This window comes from Paraburkholderia fungorum, assembly GCF_046027605.1.
GTDB classification, from domain to species: Bacteria; Pseudomonadota; Gammaproteobacteria; order Burkholderiales; family Burkholderiaceae; genus Paraburkholderia; species Paraburkholderia fungorum_F.
In genome coordinates, this window is the sequence record NZ_JAQQEF010000001.1 from 339,642 (window position 1) to 355,842 (window position 16,201).

General features: G+C 59.8%; 15 protein-coding genes. 4 read left to right on the forward strand and 11 right to left on the reverse strand.

Annotated elements, in window-relative coordinates:
• Window positions 1-168 precede the first annotated feature (168 nt).
• Together PQR53_RS01425 and PQR53_RS01430 are read left to right on the forward strand one after the other, a co-directional pair.
• Window positions 169-648 carry a hypothetical protein gene (locus PQR53_RS01425; protein ID WP_408450791.1) on the forward strand — a complete coding sequence of 160 codons (480 nt, stop codon included), beginning with the start codon at window positions 169-171 and terminating at the stop codon, window positions 646-648.
• Between the two features lie 12 nt (window positions 649-660).
• Window positions 661-1,488: a 4'-phosphopantetheinyl transferase family protein gene (locus tag PQR53_RS01430; RefSeq protein ID WP_408450792.1), complete on the forward strand. Its 828-nt coding sequence runs from the start codon at window positions 661-663 to the stop codon at window positions 1,486-1,488.
• A gap of 95 nt (window positions 1,489-1,583) precedes the next feature.
• Here PQR53_RS01430 and PQR53_RS01435 read toward each other — a convergent pair whose 3' ends face one another.
• The 4 genes from PQR53_RS01435 to PQR53_RS01450 form a co-directional block, all read right to left on the reverse strand.
• Window positions 1,584-2,294 (reverse strand): 4'-phosphopantetheinyl transferase family protein, encoded by a 711-nt coding sequence (locus PQR53_RS01435; protein ID WP_408450793.1) that lies wholly within the window; start codon window positions 2,292-2,294, stop codon window positions 1,584-1,586.
• A gap of 83 nt (window positions 2,295-2,377) precedes the next feature.
• On the reverse strand, window positions 2,378-2,602 hold the full coding sequence (locus tag PQR53_RS01440) for a DUF2783 domain-containing protein (RefSeq protein WP_408450794.1): 225 nt from the start codon (window positions 2,600-2,602) through the stop codon (window positions 2,378-2,380).
• Window positions 2,603-2,653: 51 nt separating this feature from the next.
• A complete protein-coding gene (locus PQR53_RS01445) occupies window positions 2,654-4,363 on the reverse strand; it encodes an FAD-dependent oxidoreductase (protein WP_408450795.1) in 1,710 nt (569 codons plus the stop codon).
• Between the two features lie 58 nt (window positions 4,364-4,421).
• The gene (locus PQR53_RS01450) at window positions 4,422-5,381 is read right to left on the reverse strand and encodes an MBL fold metallo-hydrolase (protein WP_408340945.1); all 960 of its coding nucleotides are present in this window, start codon (window positions 5,379-5,381) and stop codon (window positions 4,422-4,424) included.
• A gap of 279 nt (window positions 5,382-5,660) precedes the next feature.
• Here PQR53_RS01450 and PQR53_RS01455 point away from each other — a divergent pair, with 279 nt between their 5' ends.
• Both PQR53_RS01455 and PQR53_RS01460 read left to right on the forward strand, forming a co-directional pair.
• The gene (locus PQR53_RS01455) at window positions 5,661-6,518 is read left to right on the forward strand and encodes an IclR family transcriptional regulator (protein WP_408450796.1); all 858 of its coding nucleotides are present in this window, start codon (window positions 5,661-5,663) and stop codon (window positions 6,516-6,518) included.
• A 101-nt stretch (window positions 6,519-6,619) separates the two neighbouring features.
• Window positions 6,620-7,459 (forward strand): IclR family transcriptional regulator, encoded by an 840-nt coding sequence (locus PQR53_RS01460; RefSeq protein ID WP_408451152.1) that lies wholly within the window; start codon window positions 6,620-6,622, stop codon window positions 7,457-7,459.
• Between the two features lie 340 nt (window positions 7,460-7,799).
• Here the strand turns inward: PQR53_RS01460 and PQR53_RS01465 are convergent, their stop codons facing one another.
• The 7 genes from PQR53_RS01465 to PQR53_RS01495 all read right to left on the reverse strand — a co-directional run bounded on the left by PQR53_RS01465 (window position 7,800) and on the right by PQR53_RS01495 (window position 16,038).
• Window positions 7,800-8,306, reverse strand: coding sequence for a hypothetical protein (locus PQR53_RS01465; protein ID WP_408450797.1), 507 nt, complete (start codon window positions 8,304-8,306; stop codon window positions 7,800-7,802).
• Window positions 8,242-9,093 carry a hypothetical protein gene (locus PQR53_RS01470; RefSeq protein WP_408450798.1) on the reverse strand — a complete coding sequence of 284 codons (852 nt, stop codon included), beginning with the start codon at window positions 9,091-9,093 and terminating at the stop codon, window positions 8,242-8,244. Before PQR53_RS01470 ends, PQR53_RS01465 begins: the two co-directional genes overlap by 65 nt.
• Before the next feature lie 147 nt (window positions 9,094-9,240).
• Window positions 9,241-9,558, reverse strand: coding sequence for a hypothetical protein (locus PQR53_RS01475; protein ID WP_408450799.1), 318 nt, complete (start codon window positions 9,556-9,558; stop codon window positions 9,241-9,243).
• A 10-nt stretch (window positions 9,559-9,568) separates the two neighbouring features.
• A complete protein-coding gene (locus PQR53_RS01480; RefSeq protein WP_408450800.1) occupies window positions 9,569-10,348 on the reverse strand; it encodes an RHS repeat-associated core domain-containing protein in 780 nt (259 codons plus the stop codon).
• Window positions 10,326-11,186 carry a hypothetical protein gene (locus PQR53_RS01485; RefSeq protein WP_408450801.1) on the reverse strand — a complete coding sequence of 287 codons (861 nt, stop codon included), beginning with the start codon at window positions 11,184-11,186 and terminating at the stop codon, window positions 10,326-10,328. The genes PQR53_RS01480 and PQR53_RS01485 overlap by 23 nt, the downstream gene beginning before the upstream one ends.
• 124 nt (window positions 11,187-11,310) lie before the next feature.
• Window positions 11,311-13,806, reverse strand: a complete 2,496-nt coding sequence (locus PQR53_RS01490; RefSeq protein WP_408450802.1) for a hypothetical protein — start codon at window positions 13,804-13,806, stop codon at window positions 11,311-11,313.
• A gap of 54 nt (window positions 13,807-13,860) precedes the next feature.
• The gene (locus PQR53_RS01495) at window positions 13,861-16,038 is read right to left on the reverse strand and encodes a type VI secretion system Vgr family protein (protein WP_408450803.1); all 2,178 of its coding nucleotides are present in this window, start codon (window positions 16,036-16,038) and stop codon (window positions 13,861-13,863) included.
• Window positions 16,039-16,201: the final 163 nt, after the last annotated feature.

The window sequence follows — 16,201 nt, forward strand, 5'->3', positions numbered from 1 at the left end:
GCCCGTGCCATCCCACCAGACACCGATTTCATGATCCCGCTAGCACGCCTTGACGCAAGCCTTGCGTCAGGGCCTTCGCGTCGCAAGCGACAAGCACTGGCCCGCGACGCGGCACTCCGCCGATCCGCCCAGCGCGATTCATTGGACCGTGTCCATTCAGGAGCAACCATGGATTTCCGCTCTCAGTACAGCAGCCGTCCCGAACTGGTCGACGATCACGTCACGGACACCCCCGACGCGCCCGACCGCACGGTCCTGAGCGCCGTACGCACGTGGCTGCGGCCGGCATGTGAAACGGCGCGCGGCGGCGTGAACTGGCGCGACATCCTGAGCGGCGTGGGCTTGCGGCAAGACGGCATTGAACATTTCGACCTGCTGATGCGTTCGCTGATGCACGTGTCGTACCGTCCGCTCGACATGCGATGCCGCTGCGCCAGCGATCTCGGCAAGGACGAAGCCGTGATTCTGCAAACCATCGCGCTGCTCCAAAAAACGCACAGCGGCGCTGCGTTGCGCATGCTGAACGAATGGTTGCCGGCGCCGGCCGTCAGCGGCGTATTGAAGCTGATCCGCTGGTTCGCCATCGATCTGCTCGACGCCGGTGTCGAACTCGACGTGCAAGCGCGCCGCGTCACGTATATGCATTGAGGACCCGAGCGTATGACGTTGGAACTCGCTTATGTCTCGCTGTCGCGTGTGCGTGACAGCGTCGACTCGCAGGCAACGAATCACGCGGACGGCTTGCAAGCCGATCAACCTGCTCGACACGCACACGCTATCGTCGGCGTGGCCGCGCCGCAATTCGTCTCGCATTCGCTGACTCGCCACTATCCGCGCAGCGTCGCTGTGCCGCGCGCGGGTGAGTTGCACCTGTGGCGATTCCGTTGCGAATGGCTGCCGGTGGCGGTACAGGAAGGCGACATGTGGCTGTCGAAGGCAGAGCGCGAGCGGGCACGGCTTCATCCGAATTCGGCGTTACGCAAACGCTTTATCAGCGCCCGCGTGGTGACGCGCTGGATCGTCGCGAATCTGTTCGACTGCGACCCGCGCGCCGTGGATTTGCAGGGCGACGGCAATGAGAAGTTGCGCGCGCGTCATCCGCATGACGGGCGGGGCATCACCATCGATATCGCGTACGGCGGGATCTGGATCGTCGTCGGCGTTGCCTCCGCGACGCTCGGTCTGAGTGTCGTCGCCCCGTCACCGGGCGCCGCGCTCGACGACACACCGCAAGACTCACGCCGACGCGCGCGTTACGGCAGCTTATGCAACGCGTTACGCTACGCGCCCGTCGATATCGATCCGGGTCTGCTGTCGAGCGACGCCACAGCCAGCGCGTTCGACCTTGCCGACCATGGCCAGTGGCATGTGCTCGATCTGCCGATGTCGGGCAAGATTCGCGCGGCGGTTGCACTCGCGCAGCCGGTCACGCACGTGCATGCTTTTGGATGGCCGAAGGCGTTGGTGTTTGGCAAGCCCGCTGCATAGTGTGGCGTGCCGGTGGCGCAAATCGGACGCATCGACGAGCTGCGCGGCGATGCGGTTGGCCACCTGGTAGGCGGATCGAGCGAGGCGGTCCGCGTTCAACCCTGGATCTCTTGAGGGAACGTGGTCATTGACCATGCCACGCATGCGGCATAAGCCTGCGGTGCCACCACCCACTGCGCTGCAATCTCACGCATGTCATCCGGAATCCGATTGCGCAGCCTCACCTCGGCGCGATCACGCGGCAGCACCGTCAGATGCTGCAAACCGCGCGTGATACCCACACCGGTGGTTTTGACGAGCGCCTCCTTCGCGACCCATGCGTCGTAAAACGCGGCGATCTGCTGCGTGACGCCTAGCTGCTCGATCCACGCTGCCTCGCTGGCATCGAGCGTCAACGACGCAATCGAACGCCAATCGAATTTATCGCTGTACTGCTCGATATCGACGCCGACGCGCCGGCACGGCGACATCGCGATCAATCCATGCGCGCCCGCGTGGGAGACGTTGAAATCGTATGCGCTGGAATTGGCGAGATGAGGACGGCGGTTCGTATCGAGATTGAACCGAACGGCATATGCGGCGATGCCGAGACGCCGCGCGAGTTGTTCGCGCAGTGCCGCGCGCACCGTTGCAAAACGCAACGCGTCTTCGTGGCGGCGAAAGCTTTGGGCTCTCGCGCGTTCTTCGTCGCTGAGCGGCGCGAAGGCTGCATTGTCCAAAGGCGTGTCGAAGGCGAAATCGACCCGCCACAACGAAATGTCGGACGGGCCGTCGTGCGGCAATGGAATAGGTTCGATCGAATACATCGCGAAGGTTCGGATGTTGAACGTGCAGTCGCAAGGGAATATGCGCGACTGTACCCGAAATGACGTCCGATCCGAGTCGATCTTCAGATGCGCTTCGCGTCCTTCGGCATGCCGTCAATCACGCCCTCACGTGCGTGCCGCATCGCTTCGAGCAGCGTCGCGTGATCGCCGATATGGTTGGCGAGCAACAGGATCAGCTGCGCATTGGCCGATTGACTCTGTGCATCGTCCAGATCGCGATGCATGTCGATCAACGCCTCGTAGAAATCGTCGGGGCGCGTGAGATTGGGTTGCGTGTTCAATGCCATGACTGTCTCCTGCTATTTTTTTGTACCGATGTGCTGCATGTGCCGGTACGCTCAGGCCGTCTCTTCCACGCACAACGCCCGCTTCAACGCATCCATCACAAAGCTCGCATCGAGTTGCCGCCGACGCGCGCAGACATGCTGGTCCGGGCGGATCAAATAGAACGTGCCGGGTTTGGCGTCATAACGCGCGGTTGCGAGACCATCGACGTCGTGCACCACATTTGCATCCGAAGCCGCAGCGGCCTGTGCATCGCCACTCGTCACCACGACCAGCTTCAGTGGAATCGGACCGCTAAGCAAGGCATCCAACGCAGCTAGCGTCGCCTGATCGATGGCTTGCGAGCCGCAGAACAACACGCCCGTGAATTGCTGGCCGAGCTGCTGAAGCAGCCATGCCGGTTGCCCGCCCACATGAACCGGCGCATCGACGCACGATGCACCCGGCACCATCAACCCTTCGAAGCTGTCGCCGTCCGATGTATTCAGCGGGGAATCACGCAGCACCGCCGGCACCGACAGGCGGCCACTATTCGTCAACTGCCGCGCAAACGGGTGGTGCCGCGAGAGCTTCAGTACAGCGTCGCGAAACACGCGGCTAACCGGACTCTTCGGCGTGATGAAATCGGTTGAACGCGTGGAATTGCGGATGTTTTCGTCCGCGGCGAATTCACGCTCGCTTGCATACGTGTCGAGCAACGCATCGGACGCTCGACCTTCGAGCACCATCGCCAGTTTCCATGCGAGGTTTTCCGCGTCCTGCACGCCGCTATTTGCGCCGCGTGCGCCAAACGGCGACACGCCATGCGCCGAATCGCCCGCGAACAACACATTGCCGTGCCGGAACCGCTCCATGCGCAAACACGAAAATGTATAGACGCTGACCCATTCCAGCTCAAACTTCGCGTCGGGCCCAAGCAATGCACGCACGCGCGGGATCACACGTTCCGGCGTTTTTTCCAGCATGGGATCGGCGTCCCAGCCTAACTGGAAATCGATCCGCCACACGTTATCCGGCTGACGATGCAGGAGCACCGATTGATTCGGATGGAACGGCGGATCGAACCAGAACCACCGCTCGGTCGGGAACTCCGCTTCCATCTTCACGTCTGCGATCAGGAAGCGGTCTTTGAACGTGACGCCCTTGCTGTCGAGTCCCATCAGCGTGCGCATCGGGCTGCGCGAACCGTCGGCGGCCACCACATAGCGGCCGCGCAACGGATACTGACCGTCAGGCGTATCGACAGTCAGCGTCACACTGGCTTGGGGAGTGCCCGGCGTGCCGTTCTGCTGCACGCCGACCACTTTGCTCTTCCAGCGGAGCTCGAGATTCGGCATCTCCCGCGCCCGTTCGAGCAGAAAGCCTTCGACGTAGTACTGCTGCAGGTTGATGAACGCGGGCCGGTTGTGGCCCGCTTCCGGCTGCAGATTGAACGTGTACACCAGTTCATCTTTCAGGAACACCTTGCCGACATTCCAGCTGATGCCCTTGTCCACCATGCGCTGCCCACAACCCAGTCGGTCGAAGATATCGAGCGAACGTTTCGAGAAGCAGATCGCCCGCGAACCGGTTGACAACGAACAATCGTCGTCGACCAGCACGACCGGCACGCCCTGCTGCGCGATATCGATCGCGGTGGCGAGCCCCACCGGCCCCGCGCCGACCACGATCACGGGATAAGGCGCTTCATCCGCACGGCGTTGTTCGCTTTGTTCGCGGCACGGCTGATACTCGAACGACAGCGTCTGGTAGTTGATGCTCATCTTGTGTCTCCGTCCTTCTCTGCTCTGCTTGATGCCTTCCGGCCTTTCGAGGCCGTTATCAGGCTTGCAGCGCGTCCCACATTTCCTTGTCGCGCTGCGCGGTCCAGATGCGCGGATGCGTGATGCCGCTCGCTTCGTCGAACGCACGTGAAACGTCGAACGGCAGGCAGTGTTCGTAGATGAACACGTGGCCGAATTTCGGGTCCATCGCCTTGCGCGTGTGCGCCATTGCGGCCTTCAGATCGAGCTTTTGTTCGACGGCTTCGCGGCCTTGCTGCAGCAGCGTGGTGACGAAATCTTTCGTGTAGTCGAGGCCCTTGTTGACATCTTCCGGCGTGGTCAATGCGGGACCGCGGCCCGGCACCAGCTTGTCGGCCTTCAACGCGCGCAGCGCTTCGAGCGTGGCCGGCCATTGTTCGAGTTGCGCATCGCCGCAATAGCAGGCCGCGTCGTATTCGACGAGGTCGCCGGAGAACAACACCTTTTGCGACGGCAGCCACACGATCGTGTCGCCCTTCGTGTGACCCGCGCCCAGATGCGCGATGCGCACTTCAAGCTTGCCGAGGAACAACGTCATTTCTTTTTCGAACACGAGCGTCGGCCACGTCAGGCCCGGCACCGTTTCGACGCCGGCAAACAGACGCGGGAAGCGTTCGATCTCCGACTTCATATCCGCTTCGCCGCGCTCGACGATCATCTCGTACGTGCCGCGGCTCGCGATGACCTGCTGCGCGCCTTCCTCGAAATACGCCGACGCGCCGAGCACGCGCACCGCGTGGTAATGCGACAGCACGACGTATTTGATCGGCTTGTCGGTGACGCTGCGAATTTTCGCGATGAGGTCTTGCGCCATGGCCGGCGTGGCAGTGGTATCGACGATCAGCACGCCGTCGTCACCGATGATCACGCCCGAGTTCGGATCGCCTTCCGCGGTGTACGCATAGGCGTTCTCCGACAACTTGGTCCATGTGACTTTCTTGACTTCCAGATCGGCCTGGGATGCGAATGCCTTTGCCATGCTTGTCTCCCTCAAAAGTTGGACGTGAGGCGAGACGGCCGGCAGCGCATTCAGACGCGCGGACTGACTGTATTGGAGGATTGTCTCGCCCCGTTTTGACTCTGTGACTGCACCGGTACGTCGGGGTGAATGCATCTTATGGCCGCGCCCGTTTATTTGTCAATAGCGAAATGTATCGCTATACACAAATTTATAAACGCCTAAGATGAGGATAGGAGGGCGCGGATTTTGGCGCGGGGCTTCGGCTAACATGGACCCTTTTTTACGGATGAGCACGGTGTGAGCAAAGCAGCGAAACCGGTCGCCGGCAAAGGCGCGGGCGGCAGCGAGACAACGGATGGCGGCAAGACGCAGCGCGGAATTCAGAGCGTTGAAGTGGGCGGCCGCGTGTTGCTGGCGCTCGCGCAGGCGCGCACGCCGCTGGCTTTATCCGATCTCGCCGCCGCCGCGCAGATTGCACCGGGGCAGGCCCATGCTTATCTGGTGAGCTTGAGCCGCTTGGGTCTGATCAAACGCGACGAGCTGTCGGGCCGTTATGAACCGGGGCCGCTGTCGTTGCGGCTTGGATTGATGCATCTGGAGAACCAGCCGGCGTTTCGCGCCGCCGTGCCGCGCGTCGCGGCTTTGGCCGAGACGATCGGCTTCAGCGTCGCGATCTGTATTGCCGGGCCGCAGGGGCCGACCATCGTCCGCTATGAGCATGCGGGCTTTCCTCTGCATGTGAATCTGCATGTGGGTACGGTGATGTCGCTGCCGGCTACGTCGACGGGTCGCGTGTTTTGCGCTTATCTGCCAGGCGAGGCGCTCGAAGCGATGTGGGCGAATCAGTCCGGTACTGCGAGTAGCGCGATGACGCCGCCCGATGAATGCACCGCTTTCGAGGCGGTTCTGGATGCCATCCGCGCACGCGGGTTGGAATGCAGCGTCGATGCGCCGAGCCCTGGCATCAGCAGTTTGAGCGTGCCGGTGCTCGATGCGGACGGCCGCTTGTGCCTCGCGCTGACGGCGATCGGCTCGACGGGCGCGATCGATGTCGCCGCCGATGGTCCGACGGCTCGCGCGCTGCTTGCTGCGGCTCACAATATCAGCGCCGAGCTTGCGGCAGTACCCTCCTTGTTCGCTTCTTCTGCATCGTGACCGATTCTCTCTCTCGTTCTGACACGGCCTCCGGGGCTTCTTCTACTTCGGCTACTTCTACTGCATCCGCTGCGTCCGTCGATGCGAAACCGCAGCGTGGCATCCAGTCACTCGATAGCACCGGCGAGTTGCTTGGTGCGCTCGTTGCGGCGGCTCGGCCATTGAGCTTGCGCGATCTGGCGGCGGCTGCCGGCATGCCGCCCGCCAAGGCGTTTCCGCATCTGGTGAGTCTGCTCAAGATCGGTTTGCTGAACCGCGATGCGGCCGGCTGCTTCGAAGCCGGGCCTTTAGCGCTTGAACTGGGGCTGATCGGCTTGCAACGGTTGTCGCCGACGCGGGAAGCCGAGCCGGAAGTGGTCGAACTGGCGACGTCGACGGGGATGAGTGTCGCGATGGCGGTGCTCGGGCCGCTCGGGCCGACCGTCGTGCGCCTGGAAGAATCGGCCCGGCCGCTGCATGTGAGCTTGCGGGTCGGCACGGTGATGTCGCTGGTGAATACGGCGATTGGGCGTGTCTTCGCGGCTTATGTCGCGGACGATGTGCGTAATGGTCTGCTGGCGCAGGATCATTTGCGGCTGGCGGGGGCTGAGGAGAGGGAGATTTTTGCATCGTCATCGCCATCGCAGCCGCAGCCGCAGCCGCAGCCGCAGCTAACAAAAGCCTACGCGCAACGGCTCGCGCAAATTCGCGCGGACGGTATCGACACGGCATTGAGCCGCCCAGTGCCGGGCATCAATACCTTGGCCGCGCCGGTGCTGGACCATACCGGCAGCATCTGCCTCGTGCTCGCTCTGATGGGACCGAGCGGCAGCTTCGACAGCGACCTCGCGGGCGGCCCGGCGCAGACGCTGCGCGCGGCGACCCTGAGATTGTCGCGGCGGTTTGGGTGGATGGTCGGGGCGGCCGAACCTGAAAACGCGGCCTCTGCAGGCGACAAATAATCGTTTTTTCAGAAAACTGGCATTTTCTAATCGTTTTGCGAGCCGAGTAATAGAAACGGAGCGAAACGGAGCGAGACAACGTGTCCTTGTGCGCGTTTTAGCCAACGGATCGAAATATGCCGCAGATCGGTTATCAATGGCTATCCAACAGGTACGGCATCGTACCGGTCCAGCCGTTCGCCGTTCAGAGCGAAATCGGCCGGACTCGCTCAACGTCCACCGACGGCAACATCCGCCGCGAGATTTACCCCGAGCCTTATCGGCCCACCGCCAGCGTGACCGATAACCTGACTTTCGCCTTCCGGCACGAGGGCATTCATCTGGAATTCCTCGCGCGGCTCTATGCGCGCCATCCGTGCGCCAGGAACTGGAGGCATGGATCGCCCGCGAACCCACCGGCGCCTATGCGCGGCGCGCCTGCTTTTTCTATGAATGGCTCATGCCGGAGCCGTTGGACGCGCCCGGCGTGTCCCGGGGAAACTATGTCGACGCAGTGAATCCCGAGGAATTCGTCGTAGGCACGCCAGTCAACAACACGCGTTGGCGCGTGCGCGACAATCTGCCGGGCAATCGGGATTTTTGCCCGGTGATTCGACGTGTCGAAGTGGTTCAGCGCGCCGAAACGTACAACTTTGCCGCACCGCTCGCCGAACTGGAAGCGACTTACGGCATCGATCTGATTTTGCGCAGCGCCGTCTGGCTGACCGTCAAGGAGAGCCGCGCGAGTTTTCTGATCGAGCATGAGCAGGAAAAGGAGGATCGAATCCGCCGCTTTGCCGCCGTCATGGAAAGCGAATGCGGGCACCATGCCAATCCGTTCGACGCCGAAACGCTCGACGTTCTTCAACGCGGCATCCTCGGGCAGTCGGCCCTGCGTTACGGCATCCGCCGTTCGCCCGTGTACATGGGAAATATTGCGCGCTATCAGCCGGTGGTCGACTACATCGCGCCGCATTGGCAGCATATCGATGCGATGCTCGCCGGGTTGAGCCGCTCGCACTGCGCCGCACCAGCTGCCCCGCGCGGTCGTACTCATAGAGCGTATGCCCCGCATGCCGGTCGTGGATCCCGCTCAGCTCGTCATCACTCCCGTAGGTATAGCGCCGCCACAGCTCGCTCTCCGCTTCTCCCGGAATGCCTGGCCGCGCCGGATCCGTCACACTCGCGCGCTGCCACGCGACCTGCCCAAGCTGCGTATAGCCGGTATGCGTGGCCAGCCTCCCCTGCGTGCGCACGATTTCCCGGTGCAGGTCGTCGCGCTCGAAGTCCGCGATAACGGCATCGTTGAAACGCATCTGGTGCACGTGGCCCGATCCGTAATACAGGGTTCCGATACGCTGGCCCTGCGGCAGGCTCAGTGTGAGCGGGTTGCCCAGCGCGTCACGTTCATACGTCAGCGTGCCATGCACGCCATGCTCAGCCAGCAACTGGCCCACTGCGTCGTAGTCGAACTGCACCGTGTCGCATTCGATGCCCAGCGCCACGCCGGCTTCTGTCGGGGTGCGGCAGGCTTCTGTCAGCTGGCCCAGCGCGTCATACCGGTACGCCGTGCGGCTGTGTTCGCCGACGCGCCCGGTCAGGCGGCCGAGCGCCTCCCGGAGATGCACCTCTTCCTTGTGTGCGCCTTTTGCCACGTGGGTCGCGCCCTGCAGGAAGCCCGTCTCGCGTTAATAAAGCGCTCGCACGCTGCACAGAGTGATCCGTTGCGCAGCGTATGGCTCGCTCAAATCACTGAACGCTGAAACAAAGGGTCGTGTCAGCAGCCCTTTGCATCGAGATTATTAATCTGACGACCAAACACTTTTCTCTACTCGAAGCACAGTTGCAACTTTCTTCGGCCCTTCGTATATATCGAAAGAACCACAGGTCAACAGCCTTTCTTTAGGTGCCGCATCCACCAAGAAGCTAACTCTCCCTTTGCTGATGAAATTACCATCTTTCAACACTGGTTCGCTCAAATCAAAAACAACGCTCCACGCATTGTTTTGCCAAAGAACATCTTCAGCAAATCGGGCAACCGCAAAATACCGTCCCGCTGAAGGAGGGGTTTTTCTACCACCATCTTCCGCACGGAACCATCTCAACTCTACATCACCCATACCGTCTCCCTTAGCACTTTGACGCAGAAACTTCCTTGCTCCACGTTACCTTTGTTTTTGGATTGTTCAAATCTTCCAATTGCGCATATCGTGCGGGGCCTATTCCATCTAAATGAGGATCCGCGTGCATGTTGGCTGCAATGTTATCTGGTACATCAACTTGTACGACTCTAAAGGCATCGCCTCCATGCCCCATTTTATTTCCCCATGTGACGGCATCCTTATAGGTCTCGGCAAACCATTTTCCTTCCATGGTGCCTTGTCCTGCTTTCCATATACCATCGGTCATTAAGTCTCCGTACTCTGAAAGACTCATGCCACGGTAGAGAACCATCAATCCAAGCGGATCAATCCACCGCAGAGGATTGGGCGCATATTGATAAAGATTAACCCCTCCCGCCAACCCAATCGGATCCTGACTAACAAACCGTCCCGTTCCCGGATCATAGTACCGGAAGGTGTTGTAATGCAGTCCCGTTTCCTCGTCCGCATACTGCCCCGCGAACCTTAGCGGTTCATCGAACAGCCTGTCGCCGCGCCGCTCGGCCCCTCTGAATTCTCCAAAACCAGAGAATCGCGGTTCCCACACCACATCGCCAGTCGTATCAGTAACGTCGTACACCTGACCATTATCGTGCGCATGATGATGCCAAACCACCCGTCGCCCACCCGCGCGACGCTGCCCGTCAACACTAACGACAGTCTGGTCCACCCGCGCCATCGGCTGATAGGCCGACTCCGGCGAATAGACATAGGTGCGCACCGTCTCATCGCGCAGCACCTGCACCATGCGCATGCCCTTGCTCGCCGACATATTTCCACTGGAAACTGAACGGATCCACGCCGACGTCGCCCGGCAGATTGGGCATCGAACTACCTTCCTTGACGAAGACTTCGTGATAACCACCGAGTGCTTCGATGCTCTTTCCGGCGGCTTGCCAGTAACCGGTTCGTGGTGAAAAATCGCCGGGGCGTGCATATGGAAATACCGGTACTTGGGTCCGGGCGTCGACCTCGCCAAGAAACCCGATCTTTTGGCCTTTGGCCGCCTCCTCGTCGGTCGGCTTATAGATCTTGAAATAAAGACGGTTCGATGGTGCGTTGTCGGTGATTGGGTAGCGCATCCGACCTTTGCCCTGTGCATCGGTACGGTCAAGCACTTCGCGTACGTCGATCCAGTCGAGCTGGCTTTGCCAATAGACAATCTCATAGACGTGCGTGCCCGTAAGTAATTGGCTGTTCATAATTACGAATTCATCGGCCACGTCGCTTTTCCAAAGTTCTTTTGCCTTCATCACATAAGCATATCGTTTGATCTCTTCGTCTCTCGGAGCGGCACGATATGGCAAGATCCCACTATCGCGCGTTGGAGACGGCTGTATCTCTTTTCCCTCTGAATAAAGCCGCACCTTTGGCCCGTCAGGTGTTGGCATACCTGTGGTTTTGGCATCGCGCCCGCTGGGGTTGGTAACGGAAATCCAATACCGTATCTCGACGGCGTCGCTTAGCAACGACGAACCGGCAAATCTGATCTGAGTAATCAATGGATTCTTGATCCAGTTGACTCTGTTATCTGGAACGACATCCGTCTGGTTCGCACCAGTGCCGGAACTTCGAACGTCTGTCATGGCACTATCCTTTTTTTCGGACGATGAGGCGTCAGCCTGCATGGACGATGACGTCGAGCATGCGAGCAACGCGGTCGCAGCAAATATTGAAATTGTGAATCTGGTGCAAGTCAGTAGCGATCGATTACGGCTCATCCTTGGCGCTCTCAATAAAAAATGCAATGTTCTCCGCGTTGGCCAACGCGCGATTCGGACTGAACTCGGCAAGTACCCGGGCCCTCGCTGCACCATATGCAGCTTTTCCATCATCGAAGTGATTAGCATCTGATGTGACGGCCGACAATTTGATCTTGTGGTCGTTCGCATGAGCGGTCTTTCTCAAGTGCGCCACTTCGTGGAGTTGTATCTGCATGCGATTCTGGTCTACCGGATCTTCTTTCTTGAACGAACGGTAGAACAGGCCGTACTGGCAACCAATATTGATGTATTCCATCTGAAAACCCGACTGGGCAGGCGCCAGCGTCTCATTAGGAAACTTCTCAGGATATACCCATGCGCCTGCTTCAAATCCGAGCGCCCCTTTCATAACGCGCCGCATTGAAATGTGCTTAAAAAATACCTTCATGCCCACCAGGTAGGTATAAACATGATGTCCGGCGGGCGCGCTGGCAAGCGGCCCATGTAGCGTCTCAGGCCCCGTTGGGGTATTTGGCGTAACACCAAACCAGTATTCGAAATTCGACCACAAATCCGTATATTTAAGGTTGTGAATCGTATGCAGCGTCGCGTACTCCCGAACGATGGCCGGTAATGGCGAAGGGGCCGTCGGTAATACTGCGTGAGAGTCGGCCCACGGCTTGAGTTGTTCCAGTCGTTTATCAATCAGCTTCAGACCAATGTTCCAGCTCCCTCGAATTTCCTGCTCGAAGTACTCCTCGGAAAGTTTCACGTCAGTCGCTAGGCACTCGCGCATCTGCGCCAGGAATCCGATGGGATGAAAATGCCAGTTTTCCGCATCCATCGGTGTTGACAAGGGTGTCAGATTGACACCGTTCACCCCGTCGTTGCTGACTCGCGCCTCAGACCAGAATTGTTGTTTCTCCGCGTCCTGTATGAAAGCGCTGAACTGTGTACTGGTCAGTTGGGGAAGAGGCGGGTTAGCACCGGTCCTCAGTTTCTGATAGCGTGCTTCGTTGTGGTCCTTGTCCCATTCGGTATGAAAGCGGACCGCAGTGTTGCGTAATATTGCATCCACGCCCTCGGCGTGCAGATCATTAAGGTTTAGGTTTACGGAAGATTTATGAGCTGCGCTCAGTATCTTCTGCATCATCGCATCGTCGTCTTCGACGAAAGCGTCCGCCTCGGCGTTCAGTTCCTTGTCCTCGTATGATTGCCAACCCCGAGCGGACCAGTCACTGTCGGTCGTTAGCGTAACCCACGAATCGTGGACGAAATTGCGACTATCAGCCGTTGCTCGCGTCTGATCGGTAAATGCGTAATAACCGTTGCCGCTAAGGTCGTAAAGCCTGACGCACACGTATTTATCGATCTCATCCGGTTGTGAGCCGTCCATTGCGCAAGGAATTGCTGAGACAAAGCAAGAACCCGCAGGGAAGAACTTCATGTCGGACGCAGACAAACGGCCAGCGCTCGAAAAATTCCCTGTTGCAAGATGCGCATTCCTTGTCAACCAAACCTTCCCCATACCATCACTTCTACTTCCATCCACATAGTCCTGATGCGACGAACTGGGATCCCTGACATCCAACGGCCGCAACGACTTCATCGGCTTCACAAGCAAGTTCTCCGCCGTGAATATCTCGAAGTGAAAACTATCCGGAAGAACGCCGAGTTGCGTATCCGTCTTCCCCGCATAGCCGATCACTTCCCCGACACGCACCGGATACTCAATCCGTTTGACACAGTCGAGCGCGCGCCACTTTTTCTCCGACGGATGATTGGCGAACAACCAAGAAATCGGATATCCAAGCCTGACTTTCGCCGCAACAGCAAGCGGCACGGCAGGATCAATATCCAGATACATCTGCTCGATCCAGCCTTCGACGGTATTCAGGTTGTTGATATCCGTCACGCGGACTTTCGTCATTCTGTGACCGTCGCCGTTCACCGCCAGCACCGTGACCTCATCGCCGCGCAGCGCGCTGACGGACATCAGACTTTCGCCAGTCGTCACGAACGGCGGCAGCACACGCTTCTCGTTCATCTCTCTGGCGGGCATCACGTTCGCGTACAACGAATAGAAATGCGCACCTGTATAGCGATTGATCGACGTCGCGCCATTGTTCTTCTCGCACTCATGCCGTATCAGCACAAAACTGCCGCTAAACTGCCGCGGCGCAGCCGGTTTCGAATTCCTGGGTTCTGCCGCTGCGACAAGGGCCGCGAGCGCACTATCCCTGTAGTCGGTCTCCAGTCGATACGCGACGATCGTGCCGTCGGCAACCGCTCGTATGGGCCTCGTGCCGCTCAGATGCACGCCGCCATGCCAGAAACGGTTCATGCCGACCGGAAACACGCCGCCCGCGACGTGTTTCGCGAGATCAATGTATTTCCGCACCAAGGCGGGAGTAGTCAGCGCTGCACCTTGTGACTGCGTATAGGACGGCGGTTGCGCCGCGCTGTAGTAAGGATCATCCTCAAACGGAAACGTAATAATCATGAGCTTGCTTGCTGGTTGTTTCTGACGGCCAAAGCGGCGCAGGAAATTGCGGAGCTAGCCGGAGAACGGAAAAAACGCCAGATCGAAAGGCACGCCGTTCCGCACTTCCGAACGGACATCCAGCGCGTTTTTTACCCATCCTGTACTCGACTGAATCGGACCTTTAAAAGTGATCCTCACGGCTTCCAGCGTGATCCCATTTCCGTCGAGCGTGATCGCCCCTGCGGGGCCGATGAACTTTGCCGATTGACCGGCCTGCAACTGGAAGACGCTGGTCTTGAGCCCGATTGCCTGGCCCGCCTCTAGCCGAAAATGCCCCTGTACCGTGTGCTCGGAATGTCCGCCAATTTCGACAATATGGTTCGCCGCGATAGTGTCCTTGCGGTGATTGCCGATCTGTTCAACGCGGTCTTTACCGACGCGTAGCGTATGGGTTTGGCCGACATCGAGAAACGCATCTTGACCGACGTTGTGACGCCGGTTGCGAGTGACATCGACGTGCTCATCGTTGCCGACGCTTTCCGTGCGGTTGTGACCGACCGTCGTGCTCTCGTCGTTCTCGACCGTCTTCATGCGGTTGTGTCTGACCACATGCGACTCGTCGTTCTCCACTTCGGTACGCATGTTTTTTTCGGCTTGTATCCAGACTTCCTCGGAACCCTCTCTATCCTCGAAGCGAATGGCATTAGCCGTGCCGTAATGCCCCTTCATCGAACGCGTCAGAATCCCGCTCTGCGTCGCATTCCCCGGCAAGTCCCACGGCGGCATCGACAACGCGTTGAATACGCGCCCTGTCACAATCGGCCGATCCGGATCCCCGTTCTCGAAGTCCACAATGACCTCCGTTCCCACGCGCGGAATGTTGACCCCACCGAAGTTGCTCCCCGCCCACGGATACGACACCCGCACCCAGCACGACGAGCCCTGATCCATCACCGCCGAGCGGTCCCAGTGGAATTTCAGCTTCACCCGCCCGTACTGGTCCGTCCAGATTTCCTGTCCCTTCGGCCCGGTCACCATCGCCGTCTGCGGGCCGCTCGTGCGTGGTTTGTTGACCGTGCGCGGCGGCCGGTACATCGTCGTAGCGGGCTGCACCACAAACCGGCTCACGACGCTATATGCCGCCTCGCCACTCGCCTGCCCCGTCTCGCTCGCCGTGAGCCGCGCACTGATCACCAGATACTCCCGGTTCGCGGCCTCCTGCGGATAGCCCGCGAGCCGGAACGTGGTACCGCACACCACCGCCCGCAGGTTGCCCTCACCGTTGGCCCGTTCACCCGATGCAAACGCCTCCTCCATGCGCACCCGCGCAATCTGCCGGCCGTGGTCCGGGTCCGTGAAGTCACCCGGCCATTCGTAGCGTTCGAGCTGGTTGTGGGCCGTCTGGCGCGCCAGCGTGTTAACCATTGCAAGCCTCGCCTGCGGCCGCTCGAAGTCGAAGTCGTCTGTCACCCAGCGGCCATGCCGGATAAGCTCCACCGTGTCGAACGCGTGCACGTACTCCGCATCGACCTTGTGTCCCGGCGGGAAATACGACAGGCGCCGGTACGCTTCGCTCTCCACCGGCCGGTGCGCGCCCACGTGATCGACCAGCACCAGCCGGTGCACGCCCCTCGAATGCTCGAAGAACCAGTAGATGCCGTGTTCCTGCATCAGACGCTGGATAAATGCGAAGTCCGTCTCGCCGTACTGCACCTGGTAGTCCAGCACCGGATAGCTGTCGCCCAGGCGCTTGTCGTAGGCGTACACATAGTCCTTCAGCACCTCGTCAATGATCTGCACCACGCTGCGCTGCTGGAAGATGCGGTAGTCGCTGCTCTGGTCGGCCAGGTAGAGCCACGGCCGCAGGGTCAACCGGTACTCGCTCTGACGGTTCAGCTGCCCCACAAACGCTGCTTCGGCCACGATGCCGCTGATCTCGCGGGTACCACAGCCGAGGTTCGCTGCACCGCTGAGGCCGACGCCGCCTGGTACCAGCGTGCCCATGCCGTCGAGCTGGATCGACACGGTCAGCTCCTTGCCGATCATCGCCTTCAGATCGAGGTTGGCGGCGGCACGGTCTGGAAACAGCGGCTCGGCGGGTGTGATCAGGTTCAGTGTGTAGGTATAGATTTCGGATAGCGCTTCTTCGCCATCGATAGAACGTAGTTCGAGGGCTGGACCGCCCAGGGGTGAAGCTGGTAATGCCGCGCCACTGACTGACAGCGTCCGGAGGGAGGGAATGCCGCGCATTAGCGTGTCCTCCGGGCGGTGCCTGAGTCGATACGCCATTGGCGGAAACCAGCGGCGCACACCGCACCCCGGCATCGACTCGCCATCCGTGTCTCTCTCATCATGTATCTCCTATGAAGAGCGGCCATTCCCAGCGACCACTCCCAATCGCGATTGCGCTGTC

Excerpts from the sequence above, each read along its gene's own strand:
- PQR53_RS01485 (WP_408450801.1), bottom strand. The coding sequence starts at position 11,186 with ATGACAGACGTTCGAAGTTCCGGCACTGGTGCGAACCAGACGGATGTC.
- PQR53_RS01440 (WP_408450794.1), bottom strand. The coding sequence starts at position 2,602 with ATGGCATTGAACACGCAACCCAATCTCACGCGCCCCGACGATTTCTAC.
- PQR53_RS01430 (WP_408450792.1), top strand. The coding sequence starts at position 661 with ATGACGTTGGAACTCGCTTATGTCTCGCTGTCGCGTGTGCGTGACAGC.
- PQR53_RS01450 (WP_408340945.1), bottom strand. The coding sequence starts at position 5,381 with ATGGCAAAGGCATTCGCATCCCAGGCCGATCTGGAAGTCAAGAAAGTC.
- PQR53_RS01435 (WP_408450793.1), bottom strand. The coding sequence starts at position 2,294 with ATGTATTCGATCGAACCTATTCCATTGCCGCACGACGGCCCGTCCGAC.
- PQR53_RS01495 (WP_408450803.1), bottom strand. The coding sequence starts at position 16,038 with ATGCGCGGCATTCCCTCCCTCCGGACGCTGTCAGTCAGTGGCGCGGCA.
- PQR53_RS01425 (WP_408450791.1), top strand. The coding sequence starts at position 169 with ATGGATTTCCGCTCTCAGTACAGCAGCCGTCCCGAACTGGTCGACGAT.
- PQR53_RS01490 (WP_408450802.1), bottom strand. The coding sequence starts at position 13,806 with ATGATTATTACGTTTCCGTTTGAGGATGATCCTTACTACAGCGCGGCG.
- PQR53_RS01475 (WP_408450799.1), bottom strand. The coding sequence starts at position 9,558 with ATGGGTGATGTAGAGTTGAGATGGTTCCGTGCGGAAGATGGTGGTAGA.
- PQR53_RS01445 (WP_408450795.1), bottom strand. The coding sequence starts at position 4,363 with ATGAGCATCAACTACCAGACGCTGTCGTTCGAGTATCAGCCGTGCCGC.
- PQR53_RS01480 (WP_408450800.1), bottom strand. The coding sequence starts at position 10,348 with ATGGTGCAGGTGCTGCGCGATGAGACGGTGCGCACCTATGTCTATTCG.